16 protein-coding genes are annotated in these 15,776 nt (G+C 63.3%); 11 read left to right on the forward strand and 5 right to left on the reverse strand.

From position 1 onward, the window contains the following. Positions 1-122 precede the first annotated feature (122 nt). The 3 genes from GSQ82_RS04905 to pheS all read left to right on the forward strand — a co-directional run bounded on the left by GSQ82_RS04905 (position 123) and on the right by pheS (position 3,359). Entirely contained in the window at positions 123-1,613 is a 1,491-nt protein-coding gene (locus tag GSQ82_RS04905) for a UbiA family prenyltransferase (protein ID WP_158790884.1), read from the forward strand. 93 nt (positions 1,614-1,706) lie between these two features. Further along, complete coding sequence (locus tag GSQ82_RS04910) at positions 1,707-2,111, forward strand: CRISPR-associated protein Cas5 (RefSeq protein ID WP_254061427.1); 405 nt, start codon at positions 1,707-1,709, stop codon at positions 2,109-2,111. Positions 2,112-2,246: 135 nt separating this feature from the next. Beyond that, the gene (pheS, locus tag GSQ82_RS04915; RefSeq protein ID WP_158790885.1) at positions 2,247-3,359 is read left to right on the forward strand and encodes a phenylalanine--tRNA ligase subunit alpha; all 1,113 of its coding nucleotides are present in this window, start codon (positions 2,247-2,249) and stop codon (positions 3,357-3,359) included. Between the two features lie 169 nt (positions 3,360-3,528). Here pheS and GSQ82_RS04920 read toward each other — a convergent pair whose 3' ends face one another. Next, positions 3,529-3,912: a hypothetical protein gene (locus tag GSQ82_RS04920; protein ID WP_158790886.1), complete on the reverse strand. Its 384-nt coding sequence runs from the start codon at positions 3,910-3,912 to the stop codon at positions 3,529-3,531. Positions 3,913-3,939: 27 nt separating this feature from the next. Then, a complete protein-coding gene (locus tag GSQ82_RS04925; protein WP_158790887.1) occupies positions 3,940-4,560 on the reverse strand; it encodes an FMN-dependent NADH-azoreductase in 621 nt (206 codons plus the stop codon). 143 nt (positions 4,561-4,703) lie between these two features. Between GSQ82_RS04925 and GSQ82_RS04930 the strand changes: the two genes are divergently transcribed. Continuing rightward, complete coding sequence (locus GSQ82_RS04930; protein ID WP_216847019.1) at positions 4,704-5,324, forward strand: TetR/AcrR family transcriptional regulator; 621 nt, start codon at positions 4,704-4,706, stop codon at positions 5,322-5,324. A 117-nt stretch (positions 5,325-5,441) separates the two neighbouring features. Here the strand turns inward: GSQ82_RS04930 and GSQ82_RS04935 are convergent, their stop codons facing one another. The 3 genes from GSQ82_RS04935 to GSQ82_RS04945 form a co-directional block, all read right to left on the reverse strand. After that, positions 5,442-5,798, reverse strand: a complete 357-nt coding sequence (locus GSQ82_RS04935; RefSeq protein ID WP_158790889.1) for a phage holin family protein — start codon at positions 5,796-5,798, stop codon at positions 5,442-5,444. Positions 5,799-5,881: 83 nt separating this feature from the next. Further along, positions 5,882-6,799: an alpha/beta hydrolase gene (locus tag GSQ82_RS04940; protein ID WP_254061428.1), complete on the reverse strand. Its 918-nt coding sequence runs from the start codon at positions 6,797-6,799 to the stop codon at positions 5,882-5,884. 79 nt (positions 6,800-6,878) lie between these two features. Continuing rightward, complete coding sequence (locus GSQ82_RS04945) at positions 6,879-7,379, reverse strand: nuclear transport factor 2 family protein (protein ID WP_254061429.1); 501 nt, start codon at positions 7,377-7,379, stop codon at positions 6,879-6,881. 144 nt (positions 7,380-7,523) lie between these two features. On the opposite strand from GSQ82_RS04945, the gene GSQ82_RS04950 reads away from it, so the two are divergent. The 7 genes from GSQ82_RS04950 (at position 7,524) to GSQ82_RS04980 (ending at position 15,749) form a co-directional block, all read left to right on the forward strand. Then, on the forward strand, positions 7,524-10,097 hold the full coding sequence (locus GSQ82_RS04950) for a phenylalanine--tRNA ligase subunit beta (protein WP_158790890.1): 2,574 nt from the start codon (positions 7,524-7,526) through the stop codon (positions 10,095-10,097). 368 nt (positions 10,098-10,465) lie between these two features. Then, positions 10,466-10,723 carry a hypothetical protein gene (locus tag GSQ82_RS04955; protein ID WP_158790891.1) on the forward strand — a complete coding sequence of 86 codons (258 nt, stop codon included), beginning with the start codon at positions 10,466-10,468 and terminating at the stop codon, positions 10,721-10,723. A 22-nt stretch (positions 10,724-10,745) separates the two neighbouring features. Further along, positions 10,746-11,105 carry a cell division protein ZapA gene (locus GSQ82_RS04960; RefSeq protein WP_158790892.1) on the forward strand — a complete coding sequence of 120 codons (360 nt, stop codon included), beginning with the start codon at positions 10,746-10,748 and terminating at the stop codon, positions 11,103-11,105. 135 nt (positions 11,106-11,240) lie between these two features. Then, on the forward strand, positions 11,241-12,269 hold the full coding sequence (locus GSQ82_RS04965; protein ID WP_158790893.1) for a TlpA disulfide reductase family protein: 1,029 nt from the start codon (positions 11,241-11,243) through the stop codon (positions 12,267-12,269). Positions 12,270-12,774: 505 nt separating this feature from the next. After that, positions 12,775-13,521, forward strand: a complete 747-nt coding sequence (locus GSQ82_RS04970; protein WP_158790894.1) for a prolipoprotein diacylglyceryl transferase family protein — start codon at positions 12,775-12,777, stop codon at positions 13,519-13,521. Further along, on the forward strand, positions 13,511-14,641 hold the full coding sequence (locus GSQ82_RS04975; protein WP_158790895.1) for an RluA family pseudouridine synthase: 1,131 nt from the start codon (positions 13,511-13,513) through the stop codon (positions 14,639-14,641). The genes GSQ82_RS04970 and GSQ82_RS04975 overlap by 11 nt, the downstream gene beginning before the upstream one ends. Positions 14,642-14,681: 40 nt before the next feature. Beyond that, positions 14,682-15,749 (forward strand): VWA domain-containing protein, encoded by a 1,068-nt coding sequence (locus GSQ82_RS04980; protein WP_254061430.1) that lies wholly within the window; start codon positions 14,682-14,684, stop codon positions 15,747-15,749. Positions 15,750-15,776: the final 27 nt, after the last annotated feature.

Below are 15,776 nucleotides of genomic sequence, written 5' to 3' on the forward strand. Positions count from 1 at the left end.
CTTTTCTTGTGCTTGAACCTAGAACCATGGAACCGCCGAAGCCATCACGCCAGCCAGCCGAAACACTTACGCAGCCTAGATCGCGTCGTCCATAATCTTCTTAGACGTAAGGAAGGATCCTTTTGCCAACCGCTGCCGAAGAACTCGACCTCTCCGCACTCCCCGCGCTCTGCGTTGACCTCGACGGCACCCTCGTCAAGTCGGACACCCTCCACGACTCCGCCCTCGCCGTCGCCCGCCATCGCCCCATGGATATCCTCAAGATCCCCGGCTGGCTCCTCCAGGGCAAAGCAGCCCTCAAGCAGCACTTGGCCGCCATCGTCCAGCTCGACGTCGCCCACCTCCCCTACAACCGCGAGCTCCTCCAGTACCTCGAGCAGCAGCACGCCACCGGCCGCCCCATCTACCTCGCCACCGCCGCCGATGCCGCCACCGCCCACCGCGTCGCCGCCCACCTCGGTATCTTCAGCGGAGTTCTCGCCTCCGACGGCCAGCTCAACCTCGCCGGCAAAAACAAGCTCGCCGCCTTCCAGTCCCAGTTCGGCGACAACTTCTCCTACATCGGCAACGCCTCGCCCGACCTCACCCTCCTCCAGCACTGCCGTCAGCCCATGGTGGCCAACCCCACCCCGGCCCTCAGCGCCGCCCTGCGCAAAGCCAACATCACCCCCGTCCGCAGCTTCGAAGAGCGTGTCTCTCCACTCCGCGCCTGGCCCAAAGCCATCCGCCTCCACCAGTGGGCCAAAAACGTCCTCATCTTCCTCCCCCTCCTGCTCGCCCACGCCTGGACCCCCGGTCTCCTCGCCGCATCCGCTCTCGCCTTCCTCAGCTTCGGCCTCTGCGCCTCCGCCACCTACATCGTCAACGACCTCCTCGACCTCGAAGCCGACCGCCAGCACCCCCGCAAACGCCGCCGTCCCTTCGCCTCCGGAGATCTCTCCGCCCTCTCCGGCATCCTCGTCGTCGCTCTCTTCCTCGTCTGCTCCCTCATCCTCGCCCTGCTCATCCCCGGAGCCATCACAGCCCTCTCACCAGCCTCCGCGCTCGCCCGCCCGCATCACTTCCTCGTCTGGCTGGGCATCTATCTCGTCACCACCCTCGCCTACTCGCTGCGTCTCAAACGCGCCGTCCTTGTTGACGTCATCGTCCTCTCCGGCCTCTACACCATCCGCATCCTCGCCGGCTCCGCCGCCACCGGAATCATCGCCTCCACCTGGCTCGGCAGCTTCAGCATCTTCTTCTTCCTCTCCCTCGCCTTCGTCAAACGCTTCGCCGAACTCGAAAGTCTCCGCGAACGTGGCGGCGCCAGCGCAGGTGGCCGCGGCTATCACGTTGCCGACATCGAGCAGCTCCGCAGCTTCGGCTCCGCCAGCGGATACGCCTCCGTCGTCGTCCTCACCCTCTACATCTCCAACCTCGACGCCGCCCAGCTCTACACCCACACCCAGCGCCTCTGGCTCCTCATCCCCGTCCTTCTCCTCTGGATCAGCCGCCTCTGGCTCCAGGCCTCCCGCGGCCAGCTCAACGAAGATCCCGTCGTCTACGCCATCACCGACCGCCGCAGCCTCTTCCTCGGAGTCCTAGTCCTCGCCATCGTCCTCTCCGCCCTCTAAGCCGTTCCCAGCCGCAGGCCCCAAGTAGCTCTTTACGAACTACTTATATCTGACTCGCTAGCATGAATCTGTAGTCAGAAGGGAGGCATGCAAATGCCCAATGTGCATGGTATCGAGTTCCCGGCGAATCAGTCCGAACTCGTAAAGGATCTCGTTCGAGAGCTCCTCAAAGATGGAAGCTGCGCCGTATACGCGCTGCGCAACATGAAGCCAGACGGCGAAATCAGGATGGCGACCACCCCGCCCGCCCCTACCTCAAGAAGGGTCGGTGGAGTCTTCCTGCGAATCCGTCCCGGCGCCAAGGCCGCGATGATCGTTCGCCCGATGAACGCCAAGGCCGGTGAGCGTTTCACCACGGTCGCCAAGATCACCCAGGCCGAGACCCTGGATATGATCCGCGTCTGGCGAAAAGAGACCAGATCCCGTCCCTTCCTCATCGAGGCGTCCCTCTCCGCAACTCACACCGCTGGCACCGCCGTCTCCGGCAAAGCCAGCTAACAACCTCAACCCAGCCCTCCCCCCAGACCTGGGTACCGAAGTACATCCGGCGCCCAGGTCAGACCCACCGTAGCCTCCCCCAAAAATCCTCCGCCCGAGCCCCTCGAACGTCGTTTCGTTTACCCTAGAAGACAAATGACCGACGAAATCACAGCGTTGCAGCACTTCGACGACGCCTCCCTCGACGCCGCCTTCACCACCCTCGCCGACGAGGTCCGCACCACCGCCGCCGCAACCGCCAGCACCGACCCCGAGGCCTTCCGTCTCCACTGGCTCGGCCGCAAACAGGGCCGCCTCAAACTCATCAGCGAAGCCTGGCTGAAATCCGCCCCACCCGAAGCCAAAAAAGCCCTCGGCATCCGCTTCAACCAGCTCAAGCAGCAGATCGAAGCCACCCTCGAAGCCCCGGCATCCGCACCTGCAAAATCAGCAGTGCAGGGAATCGACATCACCCTCCCCGGCACCCTTCGCACCCCCGGCATCCCCCACCCCCTCCTCAAGACCATGCACGAGATCGTCTCCGTCTTCCACCATCTCGGCTACAGCACCAACCTCGGCCCCCAGGTCGAGTCCGACTTCTACAACTTCGAAGCCCTCAACTTCCCCGAGAACCACCCCGCCCGCGACACCCAGGACACCCTCGTCATCGCCGCCCAGCAATCCCGCCCCTCGCGCGACCGCCTCCTCATGCGCACCCACACCTCGCCCGTGCAGATCCGCACCATGATCGCCAGCGCCCCGCCCATCCGCATCGTCATCCCCGGCAAGGTCCACCGCAACGACGCCGCCGACGCCACCCACTCCCCCATCTTCCACCAGATCGAGGGCCTCTGCGTCGACACCAACATCACCTTCTCTGATCTCAAGGGAACCCTCGACCACGCCATGAAGGCCCTCTTCGGCAGCGACGTCAAAACCCGCTTCTTCCCTAGCTTCTTCCCCTTCACCGAACCATCGGCGGACGTTCAAATCTCCTGCATCTTCTGCGGAGGCAAGGGCTGCCGCAAGTGCAAACACTCCGGCTGGATCGAACTCCTAGGATGCGGCATGGTCGACCCTGCCGTCTTCGCCGCAGTCACCGCCGAACGCCGCAAGCTAGACCCCGCCGACGACGCCCACAACCCCGAAAAGATCACTGGCTTCGCCTTCGGCATGGGCGTCGAACGCATCGCCATGATCCAGCACGGCATCTCCGACATCGGCTACTTCTACTCCGGCGACATGCGCTTCTTAGAACAATTCGCCTAGAAAGCGCCTGCGCAGCGGGCGATCACTTCGTGATTTCTATACCGCGTCGCGCAGTCCTCCCGATGGTCGGCACAAAGATTCAGGCGACCATCGGGAGCAGCACCCAAAGGGATATACAAATCACGAAGTGATCGCCGCCCGCGCAGGGCGACCGGCCGTCAGGCCATATCTAAACCGCAACCCGCTGCGCAAACACCCCAGCAAACGCGCTCCGCACTCCGGCAAACACAATCAGCCAAAGCACCGTGGCAAACAGCGCGATCGGCAGACCCTCCGGAGCCATGAACGAGTGAAATAGCACAATGTTCACCAGCACCGGACCAAGCAACAGCAGCGCCAGCGGAATATACCGTCCCGCCAGCAGCAGCGCTCCGCCCACTATCTGCAGCAGAAACACCACCACCAGGTAATGCGACACAAACAACGCACCCATATACTGCCCCGCCAAACCCGTCGGCGGAGGCATCGGGATGAAGTGAAGAAACCCATTCAGGCCGAAGACCAGAAACAGCAGTCCCAGCAGGACACGCGCTACCAATACCGCAATCTTCATAGAGCCTCCTCCTTCATCCCTCAGTGCTTACGCTGCCACGCTGCGAATCTGCTCCAGGGTCGGCTTCAGGAACGTATCCCGATCCACCGTGCCCATCATCACCTGCGCCGCGCCGCCAGCCGCAACAAAGGTCACATCGGTCACCCCGATGAATCCCAGGATCGTCTTCAGGTACGGCTCAACAAAGTTATATGCCGCCATCGGAGTACCGGCTTCGTACACGCCTCCACTCGCAATCAGAACCGTAGCCTTCTTTCCCTTCAGAAGACCCTCCGGCCCGTTCGCGCCATAGCTGAACGTCCGTCCGCGGCGCGCCACCTGGTCGATCCAGAGCTTCAGCGTCGCAGGGATCGAGAAGTTATGCATCGCCACGCCCAGCACATACTCGTCTGCGCTCTCCAACTCGCCGATCAGTTCTTCGGAGTTGGCAAGCGCTGCCGTCTGCTCCGGCGTACGCGCATCGTCAGGGGTAAATCCAGCAAAGATCCACGTCGCATCCAGCGGCTTCGACGCATGCGCCGCCACATCGCGATAGATCACCTCGCCGCCCGGATGAGCAGCCTTCCATGTCGTGACGAACTCGCGCGTCAACTCGCGGCTAATAGAGGCTTCTAACGGGCTCGAATCCAGATGCAGTAACTTCGCCATAGTCCAATCTCCTTATCGACGTGTGCCGCTTAGGCAACACAAGTCGTATAGCTTAGACGACAGTCGTCGTTTTAGAGATTCTTTTTCTGGATTCTTTTCCCGTTTGATAACCTCTATTTGATAACCTCTAATAGAGGATGCCCGTGCCGATCTCAGACTGCGAAGTACGCGATCCACGCATCCGGCGCACCCGCCAGCTCCTCCAGGGAGCGCTCTCCAGCCTCATGCAAACAAAGGCCTTCGACGAAATCTCCGTTCAGGACATCGCCGAAGCCGCCACCGTCAACCGCGCCACCTTCTACGACCACTATACCGACAAGTTCTCTCTCCTCGAGGCCCTCGTCGGCGGAGGCTTCCACAAACTCCTCCACGAGCGCAACGTCCTCTTCGACGGAACCTGCCCCTCTGCCGCCGGCGCCATCATCCTCGCCGCCTGCGACTACCTCACCCAAAATCACGCCGACTCCTCCGCCTGCGGCCGCCAGAACGCCTTCCAGCCCCTCGTCGATGCGGCCATGATCTCTGCCATCCACCGCGTCCTCGCCCGCGGCATCAAGGACATCGAACCCACCCCCGTCGTCTCGGCCGACATGATCGCCACCACCGCCAGCTGGGCCATCTACGGCGCCGTCAAACAGTGGTTCAACACCCCCAACCACCCACCCGCCGAAGCGATCGTCCCCTCCGTCCTGCAGCTCATCCTGCCCATCCTGCAGCAGTCGCATCCCTACGCAGTCCCACACGAAGCAGACCGGGTAGCATAGCCCTCCCTATCGTCATCACAAAGATTCAAGCGACCAACGGGAGCCCCACCCAAAGGGGTATACAAGTCACGAAGTGACCGCTCTCCGCGTAGGAGCCCGGCTGGCAGGCCACATCCGTCAAACCCGCTTACTCACCGCACTCCCCACAAACCCAAACAACAGATGCAGCACCGCCAGCGCCAGCGCCCCCAGAAAAGCCGCCTTGAACGTCGTCACGGCAAACCCCGGCACAAACTTACTCGAAAACCACAACACCACCGCATTGATCACCAGGAAAAACAGCCCAAAGCTGATAATCCCCAGCGGCAGCGCAATCACCTTCAGAAACAGCCCCAGCGTCGCGTTGAACAATCCAATCACCACCACCGCAATCAGCGCCGACACCACATTGCTCACGTCGAACCCTTGCACAAAGTGCGCCACCACCAGCAGCGCCACGGCATTCAAAATCCAGTGCAGCAGCAATCGAAACATAGCCAAACCTTTCAGGCTCTAAAGTGAACATCCAAATCGTCTCCCGAGCATAACCGATTGCCCGGCCCAATCCCGCACCAAATCTACTTCTTCACCACCCCAATCGTCTTCATCCACACATCCACCAGGTCCGGCCACCCCGTCACCGGAAGCTCCGTCCGCCGCAGCCCATATCCGTGCCCGCCCTTCGAGTACACGTGCAGCTCCGTCTCCACCCCCGCCTTCTTCAGCGCCATAAAGTACTCCACCGCATTCTCCACATGCACCGGATCGTCCTCCGCCTGCACCAGGAACGTCGGCGGCGTCTCCTTCGTAACCGGAATATCCGCCGTAAACTCCATCCCCTTCTCCTCAATCGCCAGGTACCCCGGATACACCACCACCGCAAAGTCCGGCCTGCAGCTCAGATCGTCCGCCGCATCCACCCGCGGATACAGCCTCGTCTCATAGTGCGTACTCACCGCCGCCGCCAGGTGCCCACCGGCAGAAAACCCCAGCACCCCCACCCGCTTCGGATCGATCTTCCACTCCGCCGCATGCTCCCTCACCATCCCCACCGCCCGCTGCGCATCCTCCAGCGCCGCCGCCGACTTCGGATACGGCCCCGTTCCCGGAACCCTGTACTTCACCAGCAGACACGCCACCCCTCGCGACGTCAGCCAGTCGCAAACCTCCGTCCCCTCCAGGTCGATCGCCAGAATGCTGTACCCGCCACCCGGAAACACCACCACCCCCGCACCCGTACTCTTCCCCTTCGCCGGATACACCGTCAGCGTCGGCACCGACACATTCCCCAGCCGAATAATCGGCCTCCCCGCAATCGGCTTATCGGTCGCCTTAGCCTGATCCTCCTCCGGCCCCGTCGTCGTACTCGGCCCCGGAGCCGCACCCGGCCAAAGCGGCAACGTCGTCAGCCCCGCCGCCGGCTTCCACCCACCTTGCTGCGCCCCAGCCACACCGCAGACCATCCCCAGCAACACCATCATCCGCAATCCACGCATCCCGCACCACCCTCTCAAACCTGCAAGCCATCATCGCCGCACCACCCATCCCCATGCAAGCCAGCATCTTGCCAACCCATTACTTCGCTGCCCCATGGTCATAGCTGATCACCCTTGTCAGCTTCCACGCCCCATCCTTGTACTGCCACAGCATAACGAACTTCGCCTCCCCAACCACCTCATGCTCCTGCATGCCCGGATGATAAAACCGATGCGTTCCCATCTCCATGGCCCCGTATCCATGCAGCGGATACACCTCCAGCGACCCAGCCACCAGCTCCCGCCTCAACTTCCCGCAGATATTGTTCCGAATGCTGTCCGTAAATTTCTTCTTCCCCACCGCAAGCCCGGTCTTGTCGTGATAAAACTCCAGGTCATCGGTCACCATCGCCCCAAGCTTATCGATGTCGCAGTTGTTATAAGCATCGAACAACTGCGTATCCAGCGACTGAACCGCCCGCGTCAACTCTTCCTGACTCTTAATGCTATCGAGCGAAGCCACACCCTGAGCACTCGCGAAAGTAACCCCACCCATCCACACAAAAGCTCCCACCAAAATCGCACGCACCAAAGATCGCATCCACATATCGTCTCCACTCTCTCTTTCAACTTTAGGAACACCCCTCGATACGCAGACCTCCCACAAAATGTTCGCCCCACGCCTGAAGGCCATGCTTCTAGCCTCCGCCCCACCCCCAAACATTTAGACTAGAAACCGTCCACCATGAAGATTCTGACCCACTGGCTCCGCACCGCCGTCCCCGACGTCACCGTAGACGACCACCAACTCGCCGAAGACCTCACCCTCCGCGGCATCGCCGTCGAAGGCGTCCACCTCGTCGGAGAAGCCGGCACCCCGCTCTTCGGCGACCGCAAGCCCAACGGGCACCTCTTCGAGATGGACATCACCACTAACCGCGTCGACGCCATGAACCACCACGGCATCGCCCGCGAGATCGCCACCATCTACGACGTCCCGCTCCTCCCCTTCCACACCGAGCTGCCCACCCCCACCGCTGCCCACCCATTCCCCATCCGCATCGAAGCCGAAGCCAAACATCTCTGCGGCCGCTTCACCGCCCAGGTCCTCCGCGGCGTCACTATCGTCCCCACCACCGGCCACATCGCCGAGTACTTCCAGGCCCTCGGCCAGAAACTCATCTCCAATGCCGTCGACGCCAGCAACTTCGTCCTCCTCGACATGGGCCATCCCACCCACGCCTTCGACCTCGACAAGATCGAAGGCGGCATCGTCGTCCGCCTCGCCAAGAAGGGCGAAAACATCAAGCTCCTCGACGGCACCGACCGCACCCTCGAAGCCGACGACCTCGTCGTCGCCGACGAAAAGAAAGCCCTCGCCCTCGCCGGAGTCATGGGCGGCTGGGACTCCATGATCACCCCGGAGACCAAAAACATCCTCGTCGAAGCCGCCTGGTTCGATCAGGCCACCGTCCGCCGCTCCGCCCGCCGCCACGGCCTCCACACCGACGCCTCCCACCGCTTCGAACGCGGAGCCGACTTCAACGCCGCCCCCACCGCCAATGCCCTCGTCTCCCAGTTCATCCTCAACAGCGGAGGCCACCCCGAAGGCGCACTCATCGACATCGTCATCCCCGAGATCGCCGCCCGCACCGCCTCGCGCCCCCCCATCACCCTCTCCGTCCGCCAAGTCCAGCGCCACCTCGGCACCACCCTCGACGACACCCCCACCCACTCCGCCCTCACCCCCCAGCTCATCCACCAATACCTCACCTCGCTAGGCTGCATCCTCACCGCAAAAGACGGAACCGTCGAGCAGCAGGGAAGAGCAGGCACCGTCGCCTCAAGCGACACCGCAGCCTCCAAAAACACCGCAGACTCCCGAAGCATCCTCGAGAGACTCTCCGCCCCCTTCATGCTCGAAGATCCCCTCGCCTTCAACGGCGGCCTCATGCCCATCGACGCCCTTGCCCCCTACGTAGACGAAGAAGCGAGCACCCCCGCCGAAAGCACCGAAGATTCAGACACCCTGGCCCTCGCAGACACCCAGGCCGACCTCTTCGAAGTCCAGCTCCCCTCCTGGCGTCTCGACCTCGAGCGCGAGATCGACCTCATCGAAGAGGTCGCCCGCGTCTACGGCTACAACCGCTTCGCCAACACCCTCCCCACCCCCGGCATCGTCATCGCCCACCCCATCGCCGCCAAAGAAGCCGCCGTCCGCAACCGCCTCCTCGCCCTCGGCTTCTCCGAATCCATCTCCACCACCTTCGCCAGCCAACAAGACTCCGACCTCTTCCACACCCCAAACCCCAGCCATCAGAACAATCCGGGCACCCCATCACACCCCACCCAAGAGTCGGGTACCTCATCTGACAGCGCCCAAGAACTGGGTGCCCCATCGGCGCCTGCGGCAGAACCTTCGCGGCCGCCTTTGGCCGCTAAGGTGGGCAATCGCGCCAGCGATCCGCCTTCCTTCACCCCACAAGTAGTCCCCATGGAGAACCCCCTCTCTGAAGAAGCCTCGCTCCTCCGCCCCTCCCTCATCCCCGGCATGGCCGCCATGCTCGCCCACAACCTCAACCGCGACGTCAAAGACGTACGCATCTTCGAGCAAGGCCACATCTTCACCGGCACCATCCTCCCCGACAGCGGGTCCATCGATGCCGTCCACGAGGCCCCCCAGCTCTCCCTCGGCCTCACCGGCGCCCCAACCACCGCCGACCGCTACGCCGCCCAGGCCCCGCTCTTCTTCGAGCTCAAGGGCGCCATCGAATCCCTGGTCTCCCTCTTCACCCCCCTCGGCGGCCCCGCCGCTCTCTCCTTCACCGCCGAAGCCCCCACCTGGCTCCAGCCTGGCCGCTCCGCCACCGCCCTTCTCAACAACCACCCCATCGCCTACCTCGGCGAACTCGTCCACACCCAGCGCGACGCCCGCAAGCTCCGCCAGCCCATCTACCTCGCCCAGCTCGACCTCGCCGCCCTCTACGAGCTTCCCCTCAAACAGGTCACCGCCCACGACCTCTCCCGCTTCCAGGCCGTCGAGCGCGACTTCTCCTTCGTCTTCCCCGACGCGATGCAGTGGCACACCCTCGCCTCCGCCATCCACGCCCTCGCCATCCCGGAACTGCAGAGCCTCAAGCCGATCGAGCTCTTTCGCGACGCCAAGAAGTTTCCCGGCGTCTACTCCATCCTCCTCCGCGCCGTCTTCCAATCTCACGACCGCACCCTCCGCGAAGACGAGCTCACCGACTGGTGGTCCCGCATCATCGCCACCCTCACCAACCTCGGCGGCACCATCCGCGACGGCGCAGCCAGCTAGGCCGGTCGCCGCTCCCGTTGGTCGCCCGAAAGATTCTTCCGCCGACCAGCGGGAGGCCCACGCGACGCGGTATGAAAGTCACGAAGTGACCGCCCGCCGCGCAGGCGCCTTGCCTTCCAAAAAATAAATCCCAAAACCCTGTCGTACTCTCCCACCACCATAAAACCCACCAGCAACGCACCACATCCCACCACGCGAATCACCACAACTCACCAGCAAAAAACACCACCCAAACACGCAAACCCCCTCTAAAACCGCACCCTCCATCACAATCCAACTTAATCCCGCAAAAATCCGCATCCAGATTGATTCCACCCGCGTTTTCCGCAGGGAAAATCCACGTCCCCGCCGTCTATACTCGTAGAGATATGAGTACATCCACCATCAGCGTCGATGAGTTCCAGGCGCTAGAGCAAAAAGTCCTCCGCGCCGTCGAGATCGTCAAGCGCGAACGCGAAGCCCGCGCCACCGCCGAAGCCGAAGTAGCCTCCCTCCGCGCCCAATTAGCCGAACAGCAGAGCCTCACCGGCATGGTCGAAAGCGAACTCACCACCCTCACCAAAGAGCGTGAAACCGTCCGCCTGCGCGTCGAAAAGATGCTCCAGCAGATGGACGAACTCCTCTAAATTCAACCGTAAAGGAGACCCGATGGACCAGACTCTCGAAGCCCCGCAGGCCCCGCCCGAGCCGACAGAAAATCAGTCCATCGCGGTCGACATCTACGACCAGATCTACCACCTCCGCGGCACCGACACCGCCTACATCGAACGCCTCGCCGCAATGGTCGACGCCAAGATGCGCGCCGTCTCCGCCCACGGTGGCACCGTCGACAGCCTCCGCGTCGCCGTCCTCGCTGCCCTCAACATCGCCGACGAACTCTGCACCGCGCGCCAGCGCCAGGACTCCCTCGCCGGCACCCTCCAGCACTCACAGCAATCCCTCCGCAACCGTGCCGGCACCATCGCCCACATGCTCGACGAAGTCCTCGAAGACCGCAAAGTCGGCTAATTCGCCAGCAAAGTCGGCTGATCCGAAGTAGGTCCGCGCAAGCTCCCAGAGCGCGCAACCTCCGATTTTTCTTGAATCTCCCCCTCCGCACTGCGATCATCGACACTCGTCCCTCATCGCCCGGAGAACCTCTCGATGCGCCGTCCCGCCCTCGCAGCACTCCTCTTCCTTCTCTGCCTTCCCCTCCTCCAAGCGCAGTCCGACCCAGACTACAAATCCAATCCCAAGTTCCAATCCGCCATCGCCGAAGCGAAACAGCTCGTTAAGCAACGCCAGATCCCCTTCGCCATCGACGCCTACAAAAAGGCCAATAAAATCGCTCAGGGAAGAGACGCCGCCCTCCTCTCCGACCTCTTCGCCTTCGAACTCCGCGTAGGCAGCTTCAAAGACGCCGCAGCGACCGCATCCGAGCTCGAAGCCGCCGTATCCACGCCCACCGAGAAGTCCCGCGCTGCAGCCAACCGCGGCTACGCCCTCTACCTCCAGGCCGGAGACAAGAACAAATCCGATCTCCTCAACGCCTCCGACATCGCCCTCAAATCCGCCCTCGCCGACGACCCCAAAAACGCCACCGCCCTCTATCTCGACGGCAAAGTCCTCGCCCGCCTCGGCCAGATGGACGCCGCAGGCACCCAGTTCAAAGCCTGCCTCAGCTGCATCAGCCCGCGCGATCCCAGCTACCTCCGCACCCAGCACTTCGCCGAAAACCCGTCCCTCTCCCTAGCCAAAATGGCCCCCGCCTTTACCGTCACCGCCCTAGACGGCACCAAGTTCAACCTCGACGCCATGGGCGGCCGCGTCGTCCTCATCGACTTCTGGGCCACCTGGTGCGGCCCCTGCAACGAAGAGCTCCCGCACCTGAAGAAGATCGCCAAAGAGTTTGCCGGCCAGCCACTCGTCATCATCAGCGTCAGTTGGGACTCCGACGAAGCCAAGTGGAAGCAGTTCATCGACAAGAACGAGATGACCTGGGTCCAGTACCGCGACGCCGACCACTACCTCAGCAAACAGTTCGGCGTCGAGGCCATCCCTCACTACTTCACCATCGACTCCGACGGCGTCCTCACCTCCGAGATGCTGGGCTCTGGCTCCGACGTCGAGGGCAAACTCAAAAAGCTGATAGCCCGAGTTAAAACCGCCCCCGCCATGCAAGCAGGAAACTGATTCTGTCCTGCCGGACGGGCCGCTTACTCAGCGGGAGGTCACTTCGTGACTTCTATACCGGTCACGCAACCATCATCAGCAAAGCTCCTCCCGCTGGTCGGAATCATCATCGCGCCGAGCAACGCGAGGCCCCCAGAAATCAGCCCCACCCCGACCGGTACAAAAGTCACGAAGTGACCTCCCGCCGAGCAGGCGGCCCGTCCGGTAGGACACATCTTCTAATCCTCACACCCCCGCAACTTGCAAAGCAGCACCCACACGTTTAGCATCCAACTCAGATCACCGGCCTGCAAAGCAGGTACGCGACCTACGCTGGTTGAACCAATATTCATTGAACAGGGGCCTGGCTCGTATACATGGTTCGGTGTGCTGTCCTCCAGTCAGGAACGCCTAAAGAGCCACGGCAGGGTCCCGCCGTCTAAGACGGGTTCACCAGCGACTCGACGTACGGCCCAGCGGGTCGGTCTTCTTCTTCTCCAGCCCCAACTGCGGGCCCCCTGCAACCGTGCACCCCTACCTCCTTCACTCCGGCCATCTCCTGCTGCCCACCTTTGGCGTCCTCGCCGCATTGGGCCTCATGGCCGCGCTTAACCTCAGCCTCCGCACCGCCATCCCCACCGGTCTCAACCCCGAAAAACTCTGGAACGCCGGCCTCGCCACCCTCCTCTCCGCCTTCGTCCTCTCCCGCCTCCTGCTCATCCTCTCCAACCCCCACAGCTTCGTCCGCTACCCCATCCTGCTCCTCATGCTTCCCTCGCTCACCGCGACCGGCATCCTGCTCACGATCCTCGCCGCCATCCTCTACCTCCGCCTACGCCATCTCCCGCTCCTGCCCACGCTGGACGCCTGGTCCCCCTGCGCCACTCTCGCCTGGGCCTTCCTTGCCCTCGGCCACCTCGCCGAAGGCAGCGACGCCGGCCTTCCCCCCACCCCCCCCTGGGGCCTCCGCATCCCCCCCGACCCCACCCGCCTCCATCCCGTCCCTCTCTACGCCGCCATCGCCGCCGTCATCCTCACCCTCGCCCTCCTCCGCCAACTCCCCCGCAGCCAGCGCCCCGGAGACACCTTCGCCCTCGCCCTCGCCGCCACCGGCGCAATCCAGTTCCTTCTCACCTTCTTTCGCCAGCCCTACCCCTACCTCGACACCCTCCACACCCTCCTCGACCCCATCCAGTGGATCTCCATCGGTATGATCGGTACAGCGGGTCTCATCTATATGAGGCCCCGAAAGCTGGTCTCCCATGCCGTCTAAAAATATGCTCCCCAAGGGCCAGCGCCGCCGCACCGTCCGTCCCGAATACGTCGCCACCCGGGGCGCAGAAGAAGCCGCAGCTCCACTTCCAGTCCCCGTTCTCGATCTCGAAGACGACACCGAAGCCGAAGCCGGCATCCGCACCTTCACCGCCGACCCCGCCGCCACCAACCTCCGCCTCGACCAGTACCTCGCCCAGGCCATCCCCGACATCTCCCGCGCCCGCGTCCAGCTCCTCATCGAAAACGCCCAGGTCCGCGTCGACGGCCACACCGCCAAGCCCAAGCAGAGGCTCCACGGCGGCGAGTCCATCGAGATCGAAGGCAGCCCCCAGCCCGCACCCCTCCACGCCATCCCCGAGGACATCCCCCTCGACATCATCCACGAAGACCAGCACCTCGCCGTCATCAACAAACCCGCCGGCATGATGGTCCACGCTGGCTCCGGCGCCACCGAGGACGCCCGCAACCGCGGCACCCTCGTCAACGCCCTCCTCTTCCATCTCAACAAGCTCTCCGACGTCGGCGGCGACCTCCGCCCCGGCATCGTCCATCGCCTCGACAAGCTCACCAGCGGCCTCATCCTCGTCGCCAAAGACGACGTCACCCACCGCAAGCTCGGTGACATGTTCTCCCAGCGCCAGGTCGCCAAAACTTATCTCGCCCTCGTCCACGGCCACCTCGCCAAAGACGACACCACCGTCAACCTCCCCATCGCCCGCGACCTCATCCGCCGCACCCGCATGACCACCCGCCGCGCCGACGGCCGCACCGCCGTCTCCCACGTCCACGTCCTCGAAAGAATAAGTGCCCGCCTCACCACGCCCTTCATCCCCTTCACCCTCGTCGAAGTCCGCATCGAGACCGGCCGCACCCACCAGATCCGCGTCCACATGCAGTCCCTCGGCCACCCCGTTGTCGGCGACACCCTCTACGGCGCCCCCCACATCATCCCCGGCCTCGCCCCCGAGCTCCAGCTCGAGCGCAACTTCCTCCACGCCGCCCATCTCTCCTTCACCCACCCCCAGACCCACAAACCCATGGACCTCGCCGCGCCCCTCCCTGTCGAACTGGAGTCGTTCCTTCAGGCAATCCGCGCGAACTCCCGAGGAGTTGAGTAAAATCATCCGAGTGACTGCACATAACCGAACCAACCGTATCTTGGCGCTGAAAAGCTCCGCCCTTCTCCTCTCCTTGCTCGCTGTTGCCGCCCCCCTCCGCGCCCAATCCAGCCCCCAGGTCGGTCCGCCCTCCAGCGGTCAAAGCGAACCCGCCTCGCCGCTCAAGCCGATCACCGAAGCCCCGGCGCCCCAGCAGGCAGCCCCCGCTCCTCCCACGCTCCCCGCCGCGCAAAACGGCAACACTCAGGCTCCCTCGACCGACGAGCCCATCACGACCATCAAGATCCAGGCCAACGAAGTCAATCTCATCTTCACCGTCACCGACAAGAAAGGCCGCTTCATCACCGGCCTCAAGCGTGAAAACTTCGGCCTCCTCGACGACGGACATCCTCCCGTTGCCGTCCTCCGCTTCACCCAGCAGACCAACCTCCCTCTCCGCGTCGGCATCATGCTCGACACCTCCAGCTCCATTCGCCAGCGCTTCCAGTTCGAGCAGGACTCCGCCATCGAGTTCCTCCTCCAGGTCCTCCACCGCAACGACCGCGCCTTCGTCGAAGGATTTGACATCCAGACCGACGTCGCTCAGGACTTCACCAACAACGTCGATCTCCTCAACCAGGGCATCCGCAAGCTCCGGCCCGGCGGCGGTACCGCTCTCTTCGACTCCCTCTACAAGACCTGCAAAGACCAGATGCTCACCCTCCTCGATCAGGGAGCCGTCCGCCGCGCCCTCGTCCTCGTCTCCGACGGCGACGACAACTACAGCCGCGTCGAGGAGTCCGACGCCATCAAGATGTGCCAGCGCGCCCAGACCATCGTCTACACCATCAGCACCAACATCAGCCCCAGCAAAGACAAGGGCGACGACGTCCTCAAAGCCATCTCCGAGGCCACCGGCGGCCAGGCCTTCTACCCCACCAAGCTCGAAGACGTAGCCATCGGCTTCCGCAACATCGAAGAAGAGCTCCGCAGTCAGTACTCCCTCGTCTACCGCCCCGCCAACCTCGTCGCCGACGGCTCCTTCCGCACCATCTACTTCCAGGCCAACGATCCCCGCTTCAAGGTCCGCGCCCAAAAAGGCTACTTCGCCCCCCGCCCCACCCAGTAGCCGCGCAAGTCATCTGGACCTCGTGCC

Origin of the sequence: Granulicella sp. L60 (assembly GCF_009765825.1) — a bacterium.
Classification (GTDB): domain Bacteria; phylum Acidobacteriota; class Terriglobia; order Terriglobales; family Acidobacteriaceae; genus Edaphobacter.

Coding starts and splice junctions, on each gene's coding strand:
- GSQ82_RS04965 (WP_158790893.1), top strand. CDS start 11,241: ATGCGCCGTCCCGCCCTCGCAGCACTCCTCTTCCTTCTCTGCCTTCCC.
- GSQ82_RS04920 (WP_158790886.1), bottom strand. CDS start 3,912: ATGAAGATTGCGGTATTGGTAGCGCGTGTCCTGCTGGGACTGCTGTTT.
- GSQ82_RS04910 (WP_254061427.1), top strand. CDS start 1,707: ATGCCCAATGTGCATGGTATCGAGTTCCCGGCGAATCAGTCCGAACTC.
- GSQ82_RS04955 (WP_158790891.1), top strand. CDS start 10,466: ATGAGTACATCCACCATCAGCGTCGATGAGTTCCAGGCGCTAGAGCAA.
- GSQ82_RS04935 (WP_158790889.1), bottom strand. CDS start 5,798: ATGTTTCGATTGCTGCTGCACTGGATTTTGAATGCCGTGGCGCTGCTG.
- pheS (WP_158790885.1), top strand. CDS start 2,247: ATGACCGACGAAATCACAGCGTTGCAGCACTTCGACGACGCCTCCCTC.
- GSQ82_RS04960 (WP_158790892.1), top strand. CDS start 10,746: ATGGACCAGACTCTCGAAGCCCCGCAGGCCCCGCCCGAGCCGACAGAA.
- GSQ82_RS04940 (WP_254061428.1), bottom strand. CDS start 6,799: ATGCGTGGATTGCGGATGATGGTGTTGCTGGGGATGGTCTGCGGTGTG.
- GSQ82_RS04945 (WP_254061429.1), bottom strand. CDS start 7,379: ATGCGATCTTTGGTGCGTGCGATTTTGGTGGGAGCTTTTGTGTGGATG.
- GSQ82_RS04975 (WP_158790895.1), top strand. CDS start 13,511: ATGCCGTCTAAAAATATGCTCCCCAAGGGCCAGCGCCGCCGCACCGTC.
- GSQ82_RS04950 (WP_158790890.1), top strand. CDS start 7,524: ATGAAGATTCTGACCCACTGGCTCCGCACCGCCGTCCCCGACGTCACC.
- GSQ82_RS04925 (WP_158790887.1), bottom strand. CDS start 4,560: ATGGCGAAGTTACTGCATCTGGATTCGAGCCCGTTAGAAGCCTCTATT.